Below are 16954 nucleotides of genomic sequence, written 5' to 3'. Positions count from 1 at the left end.
TACAAGCCTGAAAGCAAAGGGAAAAGCGCCAATCTTGAGCACATCGTGCGACTTTAGGCGTATCCCGGCACCTGCGACCTTTAGACCAATGGACGACACACCTTTTGTATGAAGGCTCGGCGTAAGCATAGCGACCTATGTATAATGCCGCCGCTGACCAAAGAGTCACGACGGCGGACCGCTCTAGAACAGCGCCTTCCGCTACAAAGCAGGGCTAATACAATAGTCCACCCGCTTGACGCTCGACTGATGCAACCCAACATCACCGCGAAGAAACCTCGACATTTCGCTCATGGATGACTTTGAACGAACGCGCTCCACCCGGCGCATCTCGAGTTTCTGCGCACGCTTTCAGCAAAGAAGAGAGTTAATCCGAATATGCCCACCCGCTCGAAGATCATCTATACCTTCACCGACGAAGCCCCAGCCCTCGCCACCTATTCACTGCTGCCTATCGTAGAGGCCTTCACCGCTTCCGCTGATATTGCCGTGGAAACCCGCGACATCTCCCTCGCAGGGCGCATCCTCGCAAGCTTCCCCGAGCAACTGGGCACCAAGGCTATCCCGGACCACCTCGCCGAACTGGGCGACCTGGCCGTTACACCTGAAGCCAACATCATCAAGCTGCCTAACATCAGCGCCTCGACCCCGCAGCTGCAAGCCGCGATCAAGGAATTGCAGGCCCAGGGCTACGCCCTGCCGGACTACCCGGAAACCGTAACCACCGACGCGGAAAAAGAAACCCGTGCACGTTACGACAAGGTCAAGGGCAGCGCCGTGAACCCGGTACTGCGCGAAGGCAACTCCGACCGTCGCGCACCGCTGTCGGTCAAGAACTATGCACGCAAGCACCCGCACAAAATGGGCGCCTGGGCTGCCGACTCCAAGTCCCACGTTGCCCACATGAGCAGCGGCGACTTCTACGGCAGCGAAAAATCCGTACAGATCGAAGCCGCTGACGCTGTCAAAATCGAGCTGGTCGCTCAAGACGGCACTACCACCGTCCTGAAAGAAAAGACCACGGTCAAGGCCGGCGAAATCATCGACAGCGCCGTGCTGAGCAAAAAAGCCCTGCGCAGCTTCATCGCCGCTGAAATCGAAGACGCCAAGAAGCAAGGCGTACTGCTGTCGGTTCACCTGAAAGCCACCATGATGAAGGTCTCCGACCCGATCATGTTCGGCCAGATCGTTGCCGAGTTCTATAAAGACGCCCTGGCCAAGCACGCCGACGTGCTGGCACAGATCGGCTTCAACCTGAACAACGGCATAGGCGACCTGTACGCGCGCATCAAGGCCTTGCCTAGTGATCAGCAAGCGCAGATCGAAGCTGACATTCAAGCGGTCTACGCCGCTCGCCCTTCCCTGGCGATGGTCAACTCCGACAAAGGCATCACCAACCTGCACGTACCGAGCGACGTCATCGTCGACGCCTCGATGCCGGCCATGATCCGTGACTCCGGCAAAATGTGGGGCACCGACGGCCAACTGCACGACACCAAGGCCGTGATCCCGGATCGCTGCTACGCCACCATCTACCAGGCGGTGATCGAAGAGTGCAAAGCCAACGGCGCTTTCGACCCTACCACCATGGGCAGCGTGCCAAACGTTGGCCTGATGGCGAAAAAGGCTGAAGAGTACGGCTCCCACGACAAGACCTTCCAGGTCAAGGCTGACGGCGTCGTCCGCGTGACCGACAGCAAGGGCAACCTGCTGATGGAACAGAAAGTCGAGGCTGGCGACATCTTCCGCATGTGCCAGACCCAAGACGCGCCGATCCAGGACTGGGTCAAACTGGCCGTCAACCGTGCCCGCGCCAGCAACACCCCGGCCATTTTCTGGCTGGACCCTAAGCGTGCACACGATGGCGTCGTGATCGAGAAAGTTCAGGCCTACCTGAAAGACCACAACACCGAAGGCCTGGACATCCGCATCATGTCGCCGGTCGACGCGATGAAGTTCACTCTGGAGCGTACCCGCAAGGGCCTGGACACCATCTCGGTGACCGGTAACGTACTGCGTGACTACCTGACCGACCTGTTCCCGATCATGGAACTGGGCACCAGCGCCAAGATGCTGTCGATCGTGCCGCTGATGAACGGCGGTGGCCTGTTTGAAACCGGCGCCGGCGGTTCGGCTCCGAAGCACGTGCAGCAGCTGCTGGAAGAAAACTTCCTGCGCTGGGACTCCCTGGGTGAGTTCCTGGCCCTGGCCGCCTCCCTTGAGCATTTGGGTGTGACGTACAACAACCCGAAAGCCTTGGTACTGTCCAAGACCCTGGACCAGGCCACTGGCCAGTTCCTTGACAACAACAAGTCGCCATCGCGCAAAGTCGGCAACATCGACAACCGCGGCAGCCACTTCTACCTGGCGCTGTACTGGGCTCAAGCCCTGGCCGCCCAGACCGAAGACACTGCCCTGCAAGCGCAGTTCGGCGAACTGGCCAAGACCCTGGCCGCGAACGAAGCCACCATCGTGGCCGAGCTCAACGCCGTACAGGGCAAGCCAGTGGACATCGGCGGCTACTACGCGCCGAACCCTGAGCTGACCAGCAAGGCCATGCGCCCAAGCAACACCCTCAACGCGGCGATTGCCAAGTTGAAGTAAGGTTGTAAGGCGATACCACGAACCCCGGCCATGTGCCGGGGTTTGTGTTTTCAGGCCACTGCAAGGGAAGTGTTATCTCGAAAGACTCTAATGAACTGTTAGCTTTAACAGGTTACCTGACGCCCCCCAGAGGCCATCCTGCAAATGCGGCTAATGCCCAAAGAACAGGAGACTCTCAAATGCGACACACCAATATTTCAGTACCGCTTTACGCTGTCTTACTTGCATTGCTGCCATTAGCGAATGCCGGTCAAAATGTCCAAATAAGCTATTTCCTCCACGCCGACTTCACATGCAAAAATGGCATCACGAAACCCGGATATAGCGTCTATGTAGTGGGGTCGCTGCCGGAGATCGGAAACTGGGCCCCAGCTAAAGCTGTTTTACTCACCCCCTCGAATTACCCGACCTGGACCGGCTTGGTGGGATTTTCCAATGTTAAGCTCAATGAAAAAGTGGAATGGAAGTGCATTATCCGCAATGAGAATAACGCCTCAGACGTTCAAAAATGGCAGCCCGACCCAAACAACGAGGCGATACTGATATTTTCCCCGACAGTGCAAACCACTGGCACAGTCTAAGCCGCCCGACATTGCCAGGCGTATCATGCGGACACGATACACACCCCTCCGTACTTGAGACCCGCTTATGACCTGGCAACCCCACATCACTGTCGCCACCCTCGTCGAAGACAACGGCCGCTTCCTGATGGTCGAAGAGCTCAAAGGCGGCCGCGCCGTGCTCAACCAGCCCGCCGGCCACCTCGACCCGCATGAAACCCTGACCGAAGCCGCCGTGCGCGAAACCCTTGAGGAGACCGGCTGGGATGTCGAAGCCACCGGTATCGTCGGCATCTACCTCTACACCGCCCCCAGCAATGGCGTGACCTACCAGCGGGTCTGCTTCACCGCCAAAGCCCTGAAGCACCACCCGGACTATCAACTCGACGAAGGCATCCTGCGCGCCCGCTGGCTGACCCGTGACGAGCTGATGGCGCTGCGCGACGACTGGCGCAGCGAGCTGATCATCCGCTGTATCGACGATTATCTGGCCGGCCAGCGCCACAGCCTGGAATTGATCCGCCCTTCTCTTTAGCCTTGCGGGCCCAGGCCTGCTAGAATCGCGTCCTTTTTCAAGACACCCGTTGAAACCCTATGCGTGATCCAGCCCCTTCTGACACACAAAAGAAGCGCGTTATCGTCGGCATGTCCGGCGGCGTGGATTCTTCCGTTTCCGCCGTTCTGCTCATGGAGCAGGGTTATGAGGTGGAAGGCCTGTTCATGAAGAACTGGGAAGAAGACGATGGAACGGAATACTGCACCGCCATGGACGACCTGGCGGACGCCCAGGCCGTGTGCGATAAGATTGGCATCAAGCTGCACACCGCCAACTTCGCCGCCGAGTACTGGGACAATGTGTTCGAGCACTTCCTGGCCGAATACAAGGCCGGCCGCACGCCGAACCCGGACATCCTGTGCAACCGTGAAATCAAGTTCAAGGCGTTCCTCGACTACGCCATGATGCTCGGCGCCGACCTGATTGCCACTGGCCACTACGTGCGCCGCCGCGATATCGATGGCCGCACCGAACTGCTCAAGGGCCTGGACCCGAACAAGGACCAGAGCTACTTCCTGCACGCCGTCGGCGGTGAACAGATCGCCAAGACCCTGTTCCCGGTGGGCGAACTGGAAAAACCCGAAGTGCGCAAGATTGCCGAGAAACATGGCCTGGCCACCGCCAAGAAGAAAGATTCCACCGGGATCTGCTTTATCGGCGAACGCCGCTTCAGCGACTTCCTCAAGCAGTACCTGCCGGCGCAGCCGGGTGAAATCAAGACCACCGACGGTGAAGTGATCGGCCGCCACCACGGCCTGATGTACCACACCATCGGCCAGCGTCAGGGCCTGGGCATCGGTGGCCTGAAAGACGCCGGTGAAGAGCCGTGGTACGTGCTGGTCAAGGACCTGGACAATAACGTGTTGATCGTCGGCCAGGGCAACGAACACCCGCTGCTGTTCTCCGGCGCGCTGCTGGCTTCCGAGATCTATTGGGTCAACCCGATCGACCTGAGCACGCCACGCCGCCTGACCGCCAAAGTGCGCTATCGCCAGGGCGACCAGCCTTGCACCCTGGAAAAAACCGCCACTGGCTACCGGGCCACCTTCGATGACCCGCAACGCGCGGTCACCCCGGGCCAGTCCGTGGTGTTCTATGACGGCGAAATCTGCCTGGGCGGCGGCGTGATTGAAGTCGCCGAAGCCTGGAGCAACCCGGCATGAGCCCGACCCAGGAGCAATTGACGGCACTCGGCGGGGTTTTCCTTGCTGCCGTGCTGGTGGACAAGATCGCCAAGACCGGACAGGTCACCGAGGCAGGCCTGACCTGCATGCTCGGCAGCCTGTTGATCCGCGACCCCAAGGACACCCTGGAAGTCTACGGGGGCGACGACCTGGCGCTGCGTGAAGGCTACCGCGCACTGATCGGTGCCCTGGAGCGCGACCCCAGCACCCTGCAGCGCGAGCCGTTGCGCTATGCCTTGTCGATGCTCGGCCTGGAGCGTCAACTGGCCAAGCGCGAGGACATGCTGGAGGTCATCGGTAAGCGCCTGCCGCAAATCCAATCCCAAGTGGAACACTTCGGCCCGGCCCACGAAAACGTGGTTGCCGCCTGCGGTGCGCTGTACCAGGACACCTTGAGCACCTTGCGCCAGCGGATCCAGGTCCACGGCGACATGCGCAACCTGCAGCAACCGAACAACGCCTCGAAAATCCGCGCCCTGCTCCTGGCCGGTATTCGCTCGGCACGGTTGTGGCGCCAGTTGGGCGGACATCGTTGGCAACTGGTGATCAGCCGACGCAAATTACTCAAAGAGCTTTACCCGTTGATGCGCAACGAATAAGTCGCACCAGCAGGCCTTTTTCAAGCCGTTACGCGTAATACGCCGGTCAGTTGGCAACGGACCGGCGGATTTTTTCATGTATGATACGCGCCCCATTTCGTTGCCCGACTGTCCGAGAACACCCCATGCAGCTCTCTTCGCTCACTGCGGTTTCCCCTGTTGACGGCCGCTACGCCGGCAAAACCCAGGCCCTGCGCCCTATTTTCAGCGAATACGGCCTGATCCGTGCTCGCGTGCTGGTTGAAGTGCGCTGGCTCCAGCGCCTGGCCGCTCACCCCGCCATCAGCGAAGTGCCGGCGTTTTCCGCGCAAGCCAACGCTGTGCTCAACACCCTGGCGGAAAACTTCTCCCTGGAGCACGCCGAGCGTGTGAAAGAGATCGAGCGCACCACCAACCACGACGTCAAAGCCATCGAGTACCTGCTCAAAGAGCAAGCGGCCAAGCTGCCGGAACTGGCCCAGGTCAGCGAGTTCATCCACTTTGCCTGCACCAGTGAGGACATCAACAACCTGTCCCACGCCCTGATGCTGCGTGAAGGCCGTGATGACGTCATGCTGCCACTGATGCGCCAGACCGCCGAAGCCATCCGCGAACTGGCGATTCGCTTCGCTGCGGTGCCGATGCTGTCGCGCACCCACGGCCAGCCGGCCTCGCCGACCACCTTGGGCAAAGAACTGGCCAACGTGGTGTACCGCCTGGAACGCCAGATCGCTCAAGTCGCCGCCGTACCGCTGCTGGGCAAGATCAACGGCGCCGTAGGCAACTACAACGCCCACCTGTCGGCCTACCCGGAGATCGACTGGGAAGCCAACGCCCGCGCCTTCATCGAAGACGAGCTGGGCCTGGGCTTCAACCCGTACACCACGCAGATCGAACCGCACGACTACATCGCCGAGCTGTTCGACGCCATTGCGCGCTTCAACACCATCCTGATCGACTTCGATCGCGATATCTGGGGCTACATCTCTCTGGGCTACTTCAAGCAGCGCACCATTGCCGGTGAAATCGGCTCGTCGACCATGCCGCACAAGGTCAACCCGATCGACTTCGAAAACTCCGAAGGCAACCTCGGTATCGCCAACGCCCTCTTCCAGCACCTGGCCAGCAAGTTGCCGATCTCCCGCTGGCAGCGCGACCTGACCGACTCCACTGTACTGCGCAACCTCGGCGTGGGCTTTGCCCATAGCGTGATCGCGTACGAAGCCAGCCTCAAAGGCATCAGCAAGCTTGAGCTCAATGAGCAGAAGATCGCCGCTGACCTGGACGCGTGCTGGGAAGTATTGGCCGAGCCGATCCAGACCGTGATGCGCCGCTACAACATCGAAAACCCCTACGAGAAGCTGAAAGAGTTGACCCGTGGCAAGGGCATCAGCCCTGAAGCACTGCAAACTTTCATCGACGGCCTGGACATGCCAGCCGCGGCCAAGGCCGAGCTGAAACTGCTCACCCCGGCCAACTACATCGGCAATGCTGTAGAGCAAGCCAAGCGCATCTGATCCACGCAAGCCCCTTTGAGACGCCCGGCCGCGCCGGGCGTTTTTATTCCAGTCTGAAAAGTTCTTTTTTTCAATAGGTTACACATGAATCCTGATATCCCTCTTCAACTTCTGGGCGGCATCACGGCACGGGAATTCCTGCGCGACTACTGGCAGAAAAAGCCGCTGCTGATCCGTCAGGCCATCCCTGATTTCGAAAGCCCGATCGACGCCGACGAACTCGCCGGCCTGGCACTGGAAGAAGAAGTCGAGTCGCGCCTGGTAATTGAACACGGCGAGCGTCCGTGGGAATTGCGTCGCGGCCCGTTCGCCGAAGACGCCTTCAGCACCCTGCCTGAGCGCGAGTGGACCCTGCTGGTGCAGGCGGTCGACCAGTTCGTGCCGGAAGTGGCCGAGCTGCTGGAGCAGTTCCGCTTTCTGCCCAGCTGGCGCATTGACGACGTGATGATCAGCTTCGCCGCACCCGGCGGCAGCGTCGGCCCGCACTTCGACAACTACGACGTGTTCCTGCTGCAAGCCCAGGGCAAGCGCAACTGGAAGATCGGCCAAATGTGCAGCTCCGAGAGCCCGCTGCTGCAGCACGCCGACTTGCGCATCCTCGCCGAATTCGAAGAAAGCGCCGAATGGGTGCTGGAACCGGGCGACATGCTCTACCTGCCACCGCGCCTGGCGCACTTCGGCATTGCCGAAGACGACTGCATGACCTACTCCGTGGGTTTCCGCGCACCGAGCGCCGCCGAAGTGCTGACCCACTTCACCGACTTCCTCAGCCAGTACCTGACTGACGAAGAGCGCTACACCGACGCCGACGCCCAGCCGGTCAGCGACCCCCACCAGATCCAGAGCGACGCGCTGGACCGCCTCAAGAGCCTGCTGGCCGAGCACATGAGCGACGAGCGCATGCTGCTGACCTGGTTCGGCCAGTTCATGACCGAACCGCGCTACCCGGAACTGGTGGCCGGTGAAGAACTGGGTGAAGAAGACTTCATCAGCAGCCTGCAAGATGGCGCGATCCTGGTGCGCAACCCAAGCGCGCGCCTGGCCTGGTCCGAAGTCGACGACGACGTGCTGCTGTTCGCCAGCGGCCAGAGCCGTTACCTGCCCGGCAAGCTGCGTGAGCTGCTGAAGCTAGTGTGCTCGGCCGATGCGCTGCACAGCGAGAACCTCGGCGAATGGCTGGCGGATGAAGACGGCCGCGATCTGCTGTGCGAACTGGTCAAGCAAGGAAGCCTGGGATTTGCCGATGAATAAGATTCACGTCAGTGTCGCGGATTGGCAAAAGGATATCGCCGAGATTCGGCGCATTCGTGAAGCGGTCTTTATCGCTGAACAATCCGTCCCACCGGAGCTGGAGTGGGACGCGGACGACGCCGGCGCGGTGCATTTCCTCGCATTTGAAGGCGATTTTCCGATTGGCACCGCGCGCCTGTTGCCCAGCGGCGAGATCGGCCGCGTGTCGGTACTCAAGGACTGGCGCGGGCTGAAGGTCGGCGACAAGCTGATGGCTGCGGTGATTGGTGTAGCCGAGCAGCGCGGCCAGGCCAAGCAGTTCCTGAGTGCGCAGGTGTATGCGGCGCCGTTTTATGAACGGCTGGGCTTCAAGATCGTCAGCGAGGAATTCCTGGAAGTAGGGATCCCGCATGTCGATATGGTGCGCGGGGCCTGATCCGAGACCGCGTCGCTGCCATCGGGGGCAAGCCCCCTCCCACACTTGGCCGCATTCCCAAGGACTTACTCGGTCAAAAAGTGGGAGGGGGCTTGCCCCCGATAGCCATTTCAGCAACACCAACAATGCCCTGCCATGCCAGGGCATTTTGCCGTCTACGATTCAATTTGCGACCTGCCAGGCCGACAAACTGGCACTATCCAGCCTTTGACTCGCAGAGATAACGGACATGTCCCTACGCACCCTGCTCACCACCCTCCTCCTGACCGCCAGCGTCTCGGCCGTGGCCGACACCGAAGTCGTCAACCTGAGCAACCGCACCAGCGCCGATCTGCTCCCCGTGGCACAGAATTTCATCGGCAAGGGCGGCACCGTCAGCGCTTACGGCAACCAGTTGATCGTGAATGCCGCCCCCGCCAAGATCCAGGACCTGCGCGCCCTGCTTTCTCAACTCGATACACCCGCCAAGCGCCTGCTGATCACCGTCGACACCAACGAAAACAACCAGCAGAACAGCGGCGATAGCCAAACCCGCATCATCAGCTACGGCACCACCAGCCGCGATGGCGGCATCCAGCAGATCCAGGCCAGCGAAGGCGTCCCCGCACTGATCCAGATCGGCCAGAGCGTGCCGCTGACCACCACCCAGCAGGACAGCTACGGCCGACTGCAAAACCAGACTCAGTATCGCAACGTGACCCAGGGCTTCTACGTAACCGCCAGCGTCACCGGCGAGACCGTTCATCTGGCGATCAGCACCAACCGTGACCGCATGAGCCAGGAACGTCCCGATGTAGTGAACGTGCAAAGCACCGACACAACCGTCAGTGGGCGGCTGGGCGAGTGGATCTCCCTGGCTGGCATCAATCGCGAGACCCAGGCCGACAAATCCTCTACAACCCGCAGCTACTCTACTCAGGGTCGCGATGACCTGACGGTACGGGTTAAAGTCGACACCTTGAACTGAAGCACCAAAAACTGACTGATGAGTCGTCTTAGACTAAAGATGTAGTGCTTGAAAAAAAGCACTACAAAACATTTGACGATCCAAAAAAGCATGGGCATGATGGCCTCGCTCCCGCTAATCAGGGGCCCTGGCAAGGGCCTTCGGATCGTCGCTCCAAGTTACCCACCTGAGCCGATTCGTGTCTGTACCGCCCACAAGGTGTGTTTGACGAGGTTGCGACTGGAACGAAGTTGTCCCGAGGGACGGAAGCTAACCAGGTAACCCGGCTACACACTGATGGATCGTACAAAGGCCCACGACGCCCGAAGACCGTTCGCAGTTCGCCCTTACCTGCTCAACTCTCCCTTGAGCCATCGTTCATCCCGTCGCATTCCCCGCCAAACCTGACTTGACCACCTAAGCTTCTGGTCAGCGAGCAGCCCTGCCCACGCAATGAATGCGTGGCTGGCAAACGGATACTTCAAACAAGACGCGACGAGGTTTTTTCCCATGGCACTGACACGCGAACAGCAAATTGCAGCCCTCGAGAAAGACTGGGCTGAAAACCCACGCTGGAAAGGCGTGACCCGCGCTTATTCCGCTGCTGACGTCGTCCGCCTGCGTGGCTCGGTTCAACCTGAGCACACCTTTGCAAAACTCGGCGCCGAAAAACTGTGGAAGCTGGTCACCCAGGGTGCCAAGCCGTCCTTCCGCCCCGAGAAAGATTTCGTCAACTGCATGGGCGCCCTCACTGGCGGCCAGGCAGTCCAACAGGTAAAAGCCGGTATCCAGGCGATCTACCTGTCCGGCTGGCAAGTGGCAGCGGACAACAACTCCGCTGAATCCATGTACCCCGACCAATCGCTTTACCCGGTGGACTCGGTGCCGACCGTGGTCAAGCGCATCAACAACTCGTTCCGCCGCGCCGACCAGATCCAGTGGAAAGCCGGTAAAGGCCCGGGCGATGAAGGCTACATCGACTACTTCGCGCCGATCGTGGCGGACGCTGAAGCCGGTTTCGGCGGTGTACTGAACGCCTACGAACTGATGAAGAGCATGATCGAGGCCGGCGCTGCCGGCGTGCACTTCGAAGACCAACTGGCGTCGGTGAAGAAATGCGGCCACATGGGCGGCAAGGTATTGGTTCCGACCCAGGAAGCCGTACAGAAGCTGACTGCTGCCCGCCTGGCCGCTGACGTTGCCGGCACGCCGACCATCATCCTGGCCCGTACCGATGCTAACGCCGCTGACCTGCTGACCTCGGACTGCGACCCGTACGACCAGCCGTTCGTAACGGGCGAACGCACCCAGGAAGGCTTCTATAAAGTACGCGCCGGTCTCGACCAGGCGATCGCCCGCGGCCTGGCCTACGCGCCGTACGCCGACCTGATCTGGTGCGAAACCGCCAAACCGGACCTGGACGAAGCCCGTCGCTTCGCCGAAGCGATCAAAAAGGAATACCCGGACCAACTGCTGTCCTACAACTGCTCGCCTTCCTTCAACTGGAAGAAGAACCTGGACGACGCAACCATCGCCAAGTTCCAGCGCGAACTGTCAGCCATGGGCTACAAGCACCAGTTCATCACCCTGGCCGGCATTCACAACATGTGGCACAGCATGTTCAACCTGGCGCACGACTACGCCCGCAACGACATGACCGCCTACGTGAAGCTGCAGGAGCAAGAGTTCGCTGACGCCGCCAAGGGTTACACCTTCGTGGCGCACCAGCAGGAAGTGGGCACCGGCTACTTCGACGACATGACCACCGTGATCCAGGGCGGCACCTCGTCCGTGACCGCGCTGACCGGCTCGACCGAAGAAGAGCAGTTCCACTAAGCACCGCGTACACGGCCACTGCGGCCGCAAGGAAGACCTAACCGCAGTGCCGCACAACAATCACGCCCCGACTGGTTCGGGGCGTTTTTTTTGCCTGAGCGATCTGCCCCGGGCCAATGAGCATCCAACTGTGGGAACGCATGCGGCCTGAAGATTTTGGGCAAAACATTGATCCAGAGCGGTATTTGCGTCGGATAAATCGGTTAAAAGATCCGCGTCAGCAACTAAGCGGTAATCAAGCAAGTAACGGCAACTTCCCTCGCTGCATGAGAAACAATCGCTTAAACCCCACGCAAACAATATTCATTATCATTTGGAGCATGAAAACTTCGTTACCGGTTAAACAAAACACATTTGATTAAATGCCCGCTAATGCCCGCCCCGTAAGGGCTACAGCCCCAAGAAGGTGCACTATGTGCTTATTCCATCGAATAATTTCGCTATAGGAATTTTACTTGCCCGGTGTTTAGCCATAAAATCACCGCGATTGATTGCAGTGCGACATATCGTCACTGCATCGTTACTTTTTCGAGCTCAGAGACCTTTGCTCTCTGTTAAGGATTTCCAGCATGACCGAAGCGACAGGACTCATGGCCCACAACTGGGGCTTTGCCATTTTCCTTCTCGGTGTTGTCGGCCTTTGCGCCTTCATGCTTGGTGTCTCCAGCCTCCTCGGGTCAAAAGCCTGGGGCCGCAGCAAAAATGAACCGTTCGAGTCCGGCATGCTGCCTACAGGTGGCGCCCGCTTGCGGCTCTCAGCCAAATTCTATCTGGTCGCGATGCTCTTCGTGATCTTCGATATCGAAGCCCTTTTTCTCTTTGCCTGGTCTGTGTCCGTCCGCGAAAGCGGCTGGACCGGATTCGTCGAAGCTCTCGTTTTCATAGCAATTCTGTTGGCAGGCCTTGTCTACCTATTCCGAGTGGGCGCCCTTGATTGGGCTCCGGAAGCTCGTCGTAAGCGGCAAGCGAAGCTGAAACAATGAGGCTTTGGCGATGCAATACAATCTCACCAGGATCGACCCGGATGCTCCTAACGATCAGTACCCCATCGGCGAACGGGAAACCGTCTCCGATCCGTTAGAAGACCAAGTCCACAAAAACATCTACATGGGCAAGCTGGAAGACGTGCTGAGTGGCGCGGTCAACTGGGGGCGTAAAAACTCCCTGTGGCCGTACAACTTCGGTCTGTCCTGCTGCTACGTGGAAATGACCACCGCCTTCACGGCGCCCCACGACATCGCGCGCTTTGGCGCCGAAGTTATCCGGGCATCGCCGCGCCAGGCGGATTTCATGGTTATCGCCGGTACCTGCTTTATCAAGATGGCGCCGATCATTCAGCGTCTCTACGAGCAAATGCTCGAGCCAAAGTGGGTTATCTCCATGGGTTCGTGCGCCAACTCCGGTGGCATGTACGACATCTACTCCGTCGTTCAAGGGGTGGACAAGTTCCTGCCCGTGGACGTCTACGTGCCTGGCTGCCCGCCCCGTCCTGAAGCTTTCCTGCAAGGTTTGATGCTATTGCAGGAATCGATTGGCAAGGAGCGTCGTCCGCTTTCCTGGGTCGTCGGCGATCAAGGCGTGTACCGCGCCGAGATGCCTTCGCAAAAGGAACAGCGCCGCGAACAGCGAATCGCAGTCACCAACCTGCGCAGCCCCGACGAAGTCTGATCCAGCACCGCTTCTTTTATAGAACGAAAACCTGGCTTCATTCTTTACGTTGACCGAAAGCGATAAAAAACCATGACTACAGGCAGTGCTCTGTACATCCCGCCTTATAAGGCAGACGACCAGGATGTGGTCGTCGAACTCAATAACCGTTTTGGCCCTGACGCCTTCACCGCCCAGGCCACACGCACCGGTATGCCGGTGCTGTGGGTGGCGCGTGCCAAGCTTGTCGAAGTCCTGACCTTCCTGCGCAACCTGCCCAAGCCGTACGTCATGCTCTATGACCTGCATGGCGTGGACGAGCGTCTGCGCACCAAGCGCCAGGGGCTGCCGAGCGGCGCCGATTTCACCGTGTTCTACCACCTGCTGTCGATCGAGCGTAACAGCGACGTGATGATCAAGGTCGCCCTGTCCGAGAGCGACCTGAGCGTGCCGACCGTCACCGGTATCTGGCCGAACGCCAGCTGGTATGAACGCGAAGTCTGGGACATGTTCGGGATCGACTTCCCGGGCCACCCGCACCTGACGCGCATCATGATGCCGCCGACATGGGAAGGTCACCCGCTGCGCAAGGACTTCCCTGCGCGCGCCACCGAATTCGACCCCTTCAGCCTCAACCTCGCCAAGCAGCAGCTTGAAGAAGAAGCTGCGCGCTTCCGTCCGGAAGACTGGGGCATGAAGCGCTCCGGCACCAACGAGGACTACATGTTCCTCAACCTGGGCCCGAACCACCCTTCGGCTCACGGTGCCTTCCGTATCATCCTGCAACTGGACGGCGAAGAAATCGTCGACTGCGTACCGGACATCGGCTACCACCACCGTGGTGCCGAGAAGATGGCGGAACGTCAGTCGTGGCACAGCTTCATCCCGTACACCGACCGTATCGACTACCTCGGCGGCGTGATGAACAACCTGCCGTACGTGCTCTCGGTCGAGAAGCTGGCTGGCATCAAGGTACCGGACCGCGTCGACACCATCCGCATCATGATGGCCGAGTTCTTCCGGATCACCAGCCACCTGCTGTTCCTGGGTACCTATATCCAGGACGTCGGCGCCATGACCCCGGTGTTCTTCACCTTCACCGACCGTCAGCGCGCCTACAAGGTCATCGAAGCCATCACCGGTTTCCGCCTGCACCCGGCCTGGTACCGCATTGGCGGCGTGGCCCACGACCTGCCGAATGGCTGGGAGCGCCTGGTCAAGGAATTCATCGACTGGATGCCCAAGCGTCTGGACGAGTACCAAAAGGCTGCGTTGGACAACAGCATCCTCAAGGGCCGCACCATCGGCGTCGCCGCCTACAACACCAAAGAGGCCCTGGAATGGGGCGTCACCGGTGCCGGCCTGCGCTCGACTGGCTGCGATTTCGACCTGCGTAAGGCGCGCCCGTACTCGGGCTACGAGAACTTCGAGTTCGAAGTACCGCTGGCGGCCAATGGCGATGCCTACGACCGTTGCATCGTGCGCGTCGAAGAAATGCGCCAGAGCCTGAAGATCATCGAGCAGTGCATGCGCAACATGCCGGCCGGCCCGTACAAGGCGGATCACCCGCTGACCACGCCGCCGCCGAAAGAGCGCACGCTGCAACACATCGAAACCCTGATCACGCACTTCCTGCAGGTTTCGTGGGGCCCGGTGATGCCGGCCAACGAGTCCTTCCAGATGATCGAAGCGACCAAGGGTATCAACAGTTATTACCTGACGAGCGATGGCGGCACCATGAGCTACCGCACCCGGATTCGTACGCCAAGCTTCCCGCACTTGCAGCAGATCCCTTCGGTGATCAAAGGCGAGATGGTCGCGGACTTGATTGCGTACCTGGGTAGTATCGATTTCGTTATGGCCGACGTGGACCGCTAAGCATGAACAGCCCGCTTATCCAGACAGACCGTTTCACCCTGAGTGAAACCGAGCGCTCGGCCATCGAGCACGAGCTGCATCACTACGAAGACCCGCGCGCGGCGTCGATCGAGGCGTTGAAGATCGTCCAGAAGGAACGTGGCTGGGTGCCCGACGGCGCCCTCTACGCCATCGGCGAGATCCTCGGCATCCCCGCGAGCGACGTTGAAGGCGTGGCCACGTTCTACAGCCAGATCTTCCGCCAGCCGGTGGGTCGCCACATCATTCGCGTGTGCGACAGCATGGTCTGCTACATCGGTGGCCACGAGTCCGTGGTCAGCGAGATCCAGAACAAGCTGGGCATCGGCCTCGGCCAGACCACTCCGGACGGCCGCTTCACGCTGCTGCCGGTGTGCTGCCTGGGCAACTGCGACAAGGCGCCGGCGTTGATGATCGACGACGACACATTCGGTGACGTGCAGCCCGCTGGCGTGACCCAATTGCTGGAGGGCTACCCATGACCCTGACCTCTTTCGGCCCGGCCAACCTGATCAAGCGTTCGCCTGAGACCCACCCGCTGACCTGGCGCCTGCGTGACGATGCCGAGCCCGTGTGGCTCGACGAGTACCAGGCCAAGAACGGCTACGCCGCTGCGCGCAAAGCCTTTGCCGACATGGCCCAGGACGACATCGTCCAGACCGTGAAAGACGCCGGCCTCAAAGGCCGCGGCGGTGCAGGCTTCCCCACGGGCGTGAAGTGGGGCCTGATGCCCAAGGACGAATCCATCAACATCCGCTACCTGCTGTGCAACGCGGATGAAATGGAGCCCAATACCTGGAAAGACCGCATGCTGATGGAGCAACTGCCCCATCTGCTGATCGAAGGCATGCTGATCAGCGCCCGCGCGCTGAAAACCTACCGGGGCTACATCTTCCTGCGTGGCGAATACACCACCGCCGCCAAGCACCTCAACCGTGCCGTGGAAGAAGCCAAGGCCGCCGGCCTCTTGGGCAAGAACATCCTCGGTTCGGGCTTTGACTTCGAACTGTTCGTGCACACCGGCGCCGGGCGTTATATCTGCGGTGAAGAAACCGCACTGATCAACTCCCTCGAAGGCCGCCGCGCCAACCCGCGCTCCAAGCCGCCCTTCCCCGCGGCCGTGGGCGTGTGGGGCAAGCCGACCTGCGTGAACAACGTTGAAACCTTGTGCAACGTGCCGGCGATCATCGCCGACGGCGTGGACTGGTACAAATCGTTGGCCCGCGAAGGCAGCGAAGACATGGGCACCAAGCTCATGGGCTTCTCCGGCAAGGTCAAGAACCCTGGCCTGTGGGAGCTGCCTTTCGGCGTGACCGCCCGCGAGCTGTTCGAGGACTACGCCGGCGGCATGCGCGACGGCTACACCTTGAAGGCCTGGCAACCAGGCGGCGCCGGTACCGGTTTCCTGCTGCCCGAGCACCTCGACGCACAAATGTATGCCGGCGGCATCGGCAAGGTGGGCACCCGGATGGGTACCGGCCTGGCGATGGCGGTCGACAACACCGTGAACATGGTCTCGTTGCTGCGCAACATGGAGCAGTTCTTCGCCCGCGAATCCTGCGGCTTCTGCACCCCCTGCCGCGACGGTCTGCCATGGAGCGTCAAGCTGCTGATGGCCCTGGAAAACGGCGAAGGCCGCGAGGGTGACATCGAGACCCTGCTGGGCCTGGTCGGTTTCCTCGGTCCAGGCAAGACCTTCTGTGCTCACGCACCGGGCGCCGTGGAGCCATTGGGCAGCGCAATCAAATACTTCCGCTCGGAGTTCGAAGCCGGCATCGCGCCTACCAGCGCCGCCGTCCCGCCTCTGGCGAGGCCGATCGTAGTCGGCGCGTAACGCTTAAAACAGGCGAAGGGTCCGTGCCCTTCACCTGCTCATGGGCTGACGCCGTAAAGGCTGTGTTGATGCCCATGAATAACAAGATTCCATTAGCCACGCCCGCTGACAACGGGCCAACGAAGAACTT

General features: G+C 60.3%; 15 protein-coding genes. All 15 read left to right on the top strand.

The genetic code is table 11. From position 1 onward, the window contains the following. Nucleotides 1-378 precede the first annotated feature (378 nt). The 15 genes from AO064_RS28910 to nuoF all read left to right on the top strand — a co-directional run bounded on the left by AO064_RS28910 (nucleotide 379) and on the right by nuoF (nucleotide 16824). Complete coding sequence (locus tag AO064_RS28910) at nucleotides 379-2604, top strand: NADP-dependent isocitrate dehydrogenase (protein ID WP_064055394.1); 2226 nt, start codon at nucleotides 379-381, stop codon at nucleotides 2602-2604. 179 nt (nucleotides 2605-2783) lie between these two features. Further along, nucleotides 2784-3185: a carbohydrate-binding module family 20 domain-containing protein gene (locus tag AO064_RS28905; protein ID WP_064055393.1), complete on the top strand. Its 402-nt coding sequence runs from the start codon at nucleotides 2784-2786 to the stop codon at nucleotides 3183-3185. A gap of 67 nt (nucleotides 3186-3252) precedes the next feature. Next, nucleotides 3253-3699, top strand: a complete 447-nt coding sequence (locus AO064_RS28900) for an NUDIX hydrolase (RefSeq protein ID WP_064055392.1) — start codon at nucleotides 3253-3255, stop codon at nucleotides 3697-3699. A 59-nt stretch (nucleotides 3700-3758) separates the two neighbouring features. After that, a complete protein-coding gene (gene mnmA, locus AO064_RS28895; RefSeq protein ID WP_012724945.1) occupies nucleotides 3759-4883 on the top strand; it encodes a tRNA 2-thiouridine(34) synthase MnmA in 1125 nt (374 codons plus the stop codon). After that, nucleotides 4880-5503 (top strand): high frequency lysogenization protein HflD, encoded by a 624-nt coding sequence (gene hflD / locus AO064_RS28890; RefSeq protein WP_012724946.1) that lies wholly within the window; start codon nucleotides 4880-4882, stop codon nucleotides 5501-5503. The genes mnmA and hflD overlap by 4 nt, the downstream gene beginning before the upstream one ends. Nucleotides 5504-5628: 125 nt before the next feature. After that, complete coding sequence (gene purB / locus AO064_RS28885) at nucleotides 5629-6999, top strand: adenylosuccinate lyase (RefSeq protein WP_012724947.1); 1371 nt, start codon at nucleotides 5629-5631, stop codon at nucleotides 6997-6999. An 84-nt stretch (nucleotides 7000-7083) separates the two neighbouring features. After that, on the top strand, nucleotides 7084-8250 hold the full coding sequence (locus tag AO064_RS28880; RefSeq protein WP_012724948.1) for a ribosomal protein uL16 3-hydroxylase: 1167 nt from the start codon (nucleotides 7084-7086) through the stop codon (nucleotides 8248-8250). Then, entirely contained in the window at nucleotides 8243-8665 is a 423-nt protein-coding gene (locus AO064_RS28875; protein ID WP_064055391.1) for a GNAT family N-acetyltransferase, read from the top strand. Before AO064_RS28880 ends, AO064_RS28875 begins: the two co-directional genes overlap by 8 nt. Before the next feature lie 229 nt (nucleotides 8666-8894). Then, entirely contained in the window at nucleotides 8895-9632 is a 738-nt protein-coding gene (locus AO064_RS28870) for a secretin N-terminal domain-containing protein (protein WP_064055390.1), read from the top strand. A gap of 489 nt (nucleotides 9633-10121) precedes the next feature. After that, a complete protein-coding gene (aceA, locus tag AO064_RS28865; protein WP_003219577.1) occupies nucleotides 10122-11447 on the top strand; it encodes an isocitrate lyase in 1326 nt (441 codons plus the stop codon). A gap of 569 nt (nucleotides 11448-12016) precedes the next feature. Then, nucleotides 12017-12430 (top strand): NADH-quinone oxidoreductase subunit A, encoded by a 414-nt coding sequence (locus tag AO064_RS28860; protein ID WP_003219575.1) that lies wholly within the window; start codon nucleotides 12017-12019, stop codon nucleotides 12428-12430. 10 nt (nucleotides 12431-12440) lie between these two features. Continuing rightward, nucleotides 12441-13115: a NuoB/complex I 20 kDa subunit family protein gene (locus AO064_RS28855; RefSeq protein ID WP_012724951.1), complete on the top strand. Its 675-nt coding sequence runs from the start codon at nucleotides 12441-12443 to the stop codon at nucleotides 13113-13115. Nucleotides 13116-13187: 72 nt separating this feature from the next. Continuing rightward, nucleotides 13188-14972 (top strand): NADH-quinone oxidoreductase subunit C/D, encoded by a 1785-nt coding sequence (gene nuoC, locus AO064_RS28850; RefSeq protein WP_012724952.1) that lies wholly within the window; start codon nucleotides 13188-13190, stop codon nucleotides 14970-14972. Between the two features lie 2 nt (nucleotides 14973-14974). Next, a complete protein-coding gene (gene nuoE / locus AO064_RS28845) occupies nucleotides 14975-15472 on the top strand; it encodes an NADH-quinone oxidoreductase subunit NuoE (RefSeq protein WP_064055389.1) in 498 nt (165 codons plus the stop codon). Continuing rightward, on the top strand, nucleotides 15469-16824 hold the full coding sequence (gene nuoF / locus AO064_RS28840) for an NADH-quinone oxidoreductase subunit NuoF (protein ID WP_003174722.1): 1356 nt from the start codon (nucleotides 15469-15471) through the stop codon (nucleotides 16822-16824). Before nuoE ends, nuoF begins: the two co-directional genes overlap by 4 nt. The last annotated feature ends 130 nt before the right edge of the window (nucleotides 16825-16954 follow it).

Origin of the sequence: Pseudomonas marginalis, from assembly GCF_001645105.1 — a bacterium.
In the GTDB taxonomy this organism is placed as follows: Bacteria; Pseudomonadota; Gammaproteobacteria; order Pseudomonadales; family Pseudomonadaceae; genus Aquipseudomonas; species Aquipseudomonas petroselini.
Note: the sequence above shows the minus strand (reverse complement) of the source record. Positions and strands in the feature narration are given on the sequence as shown.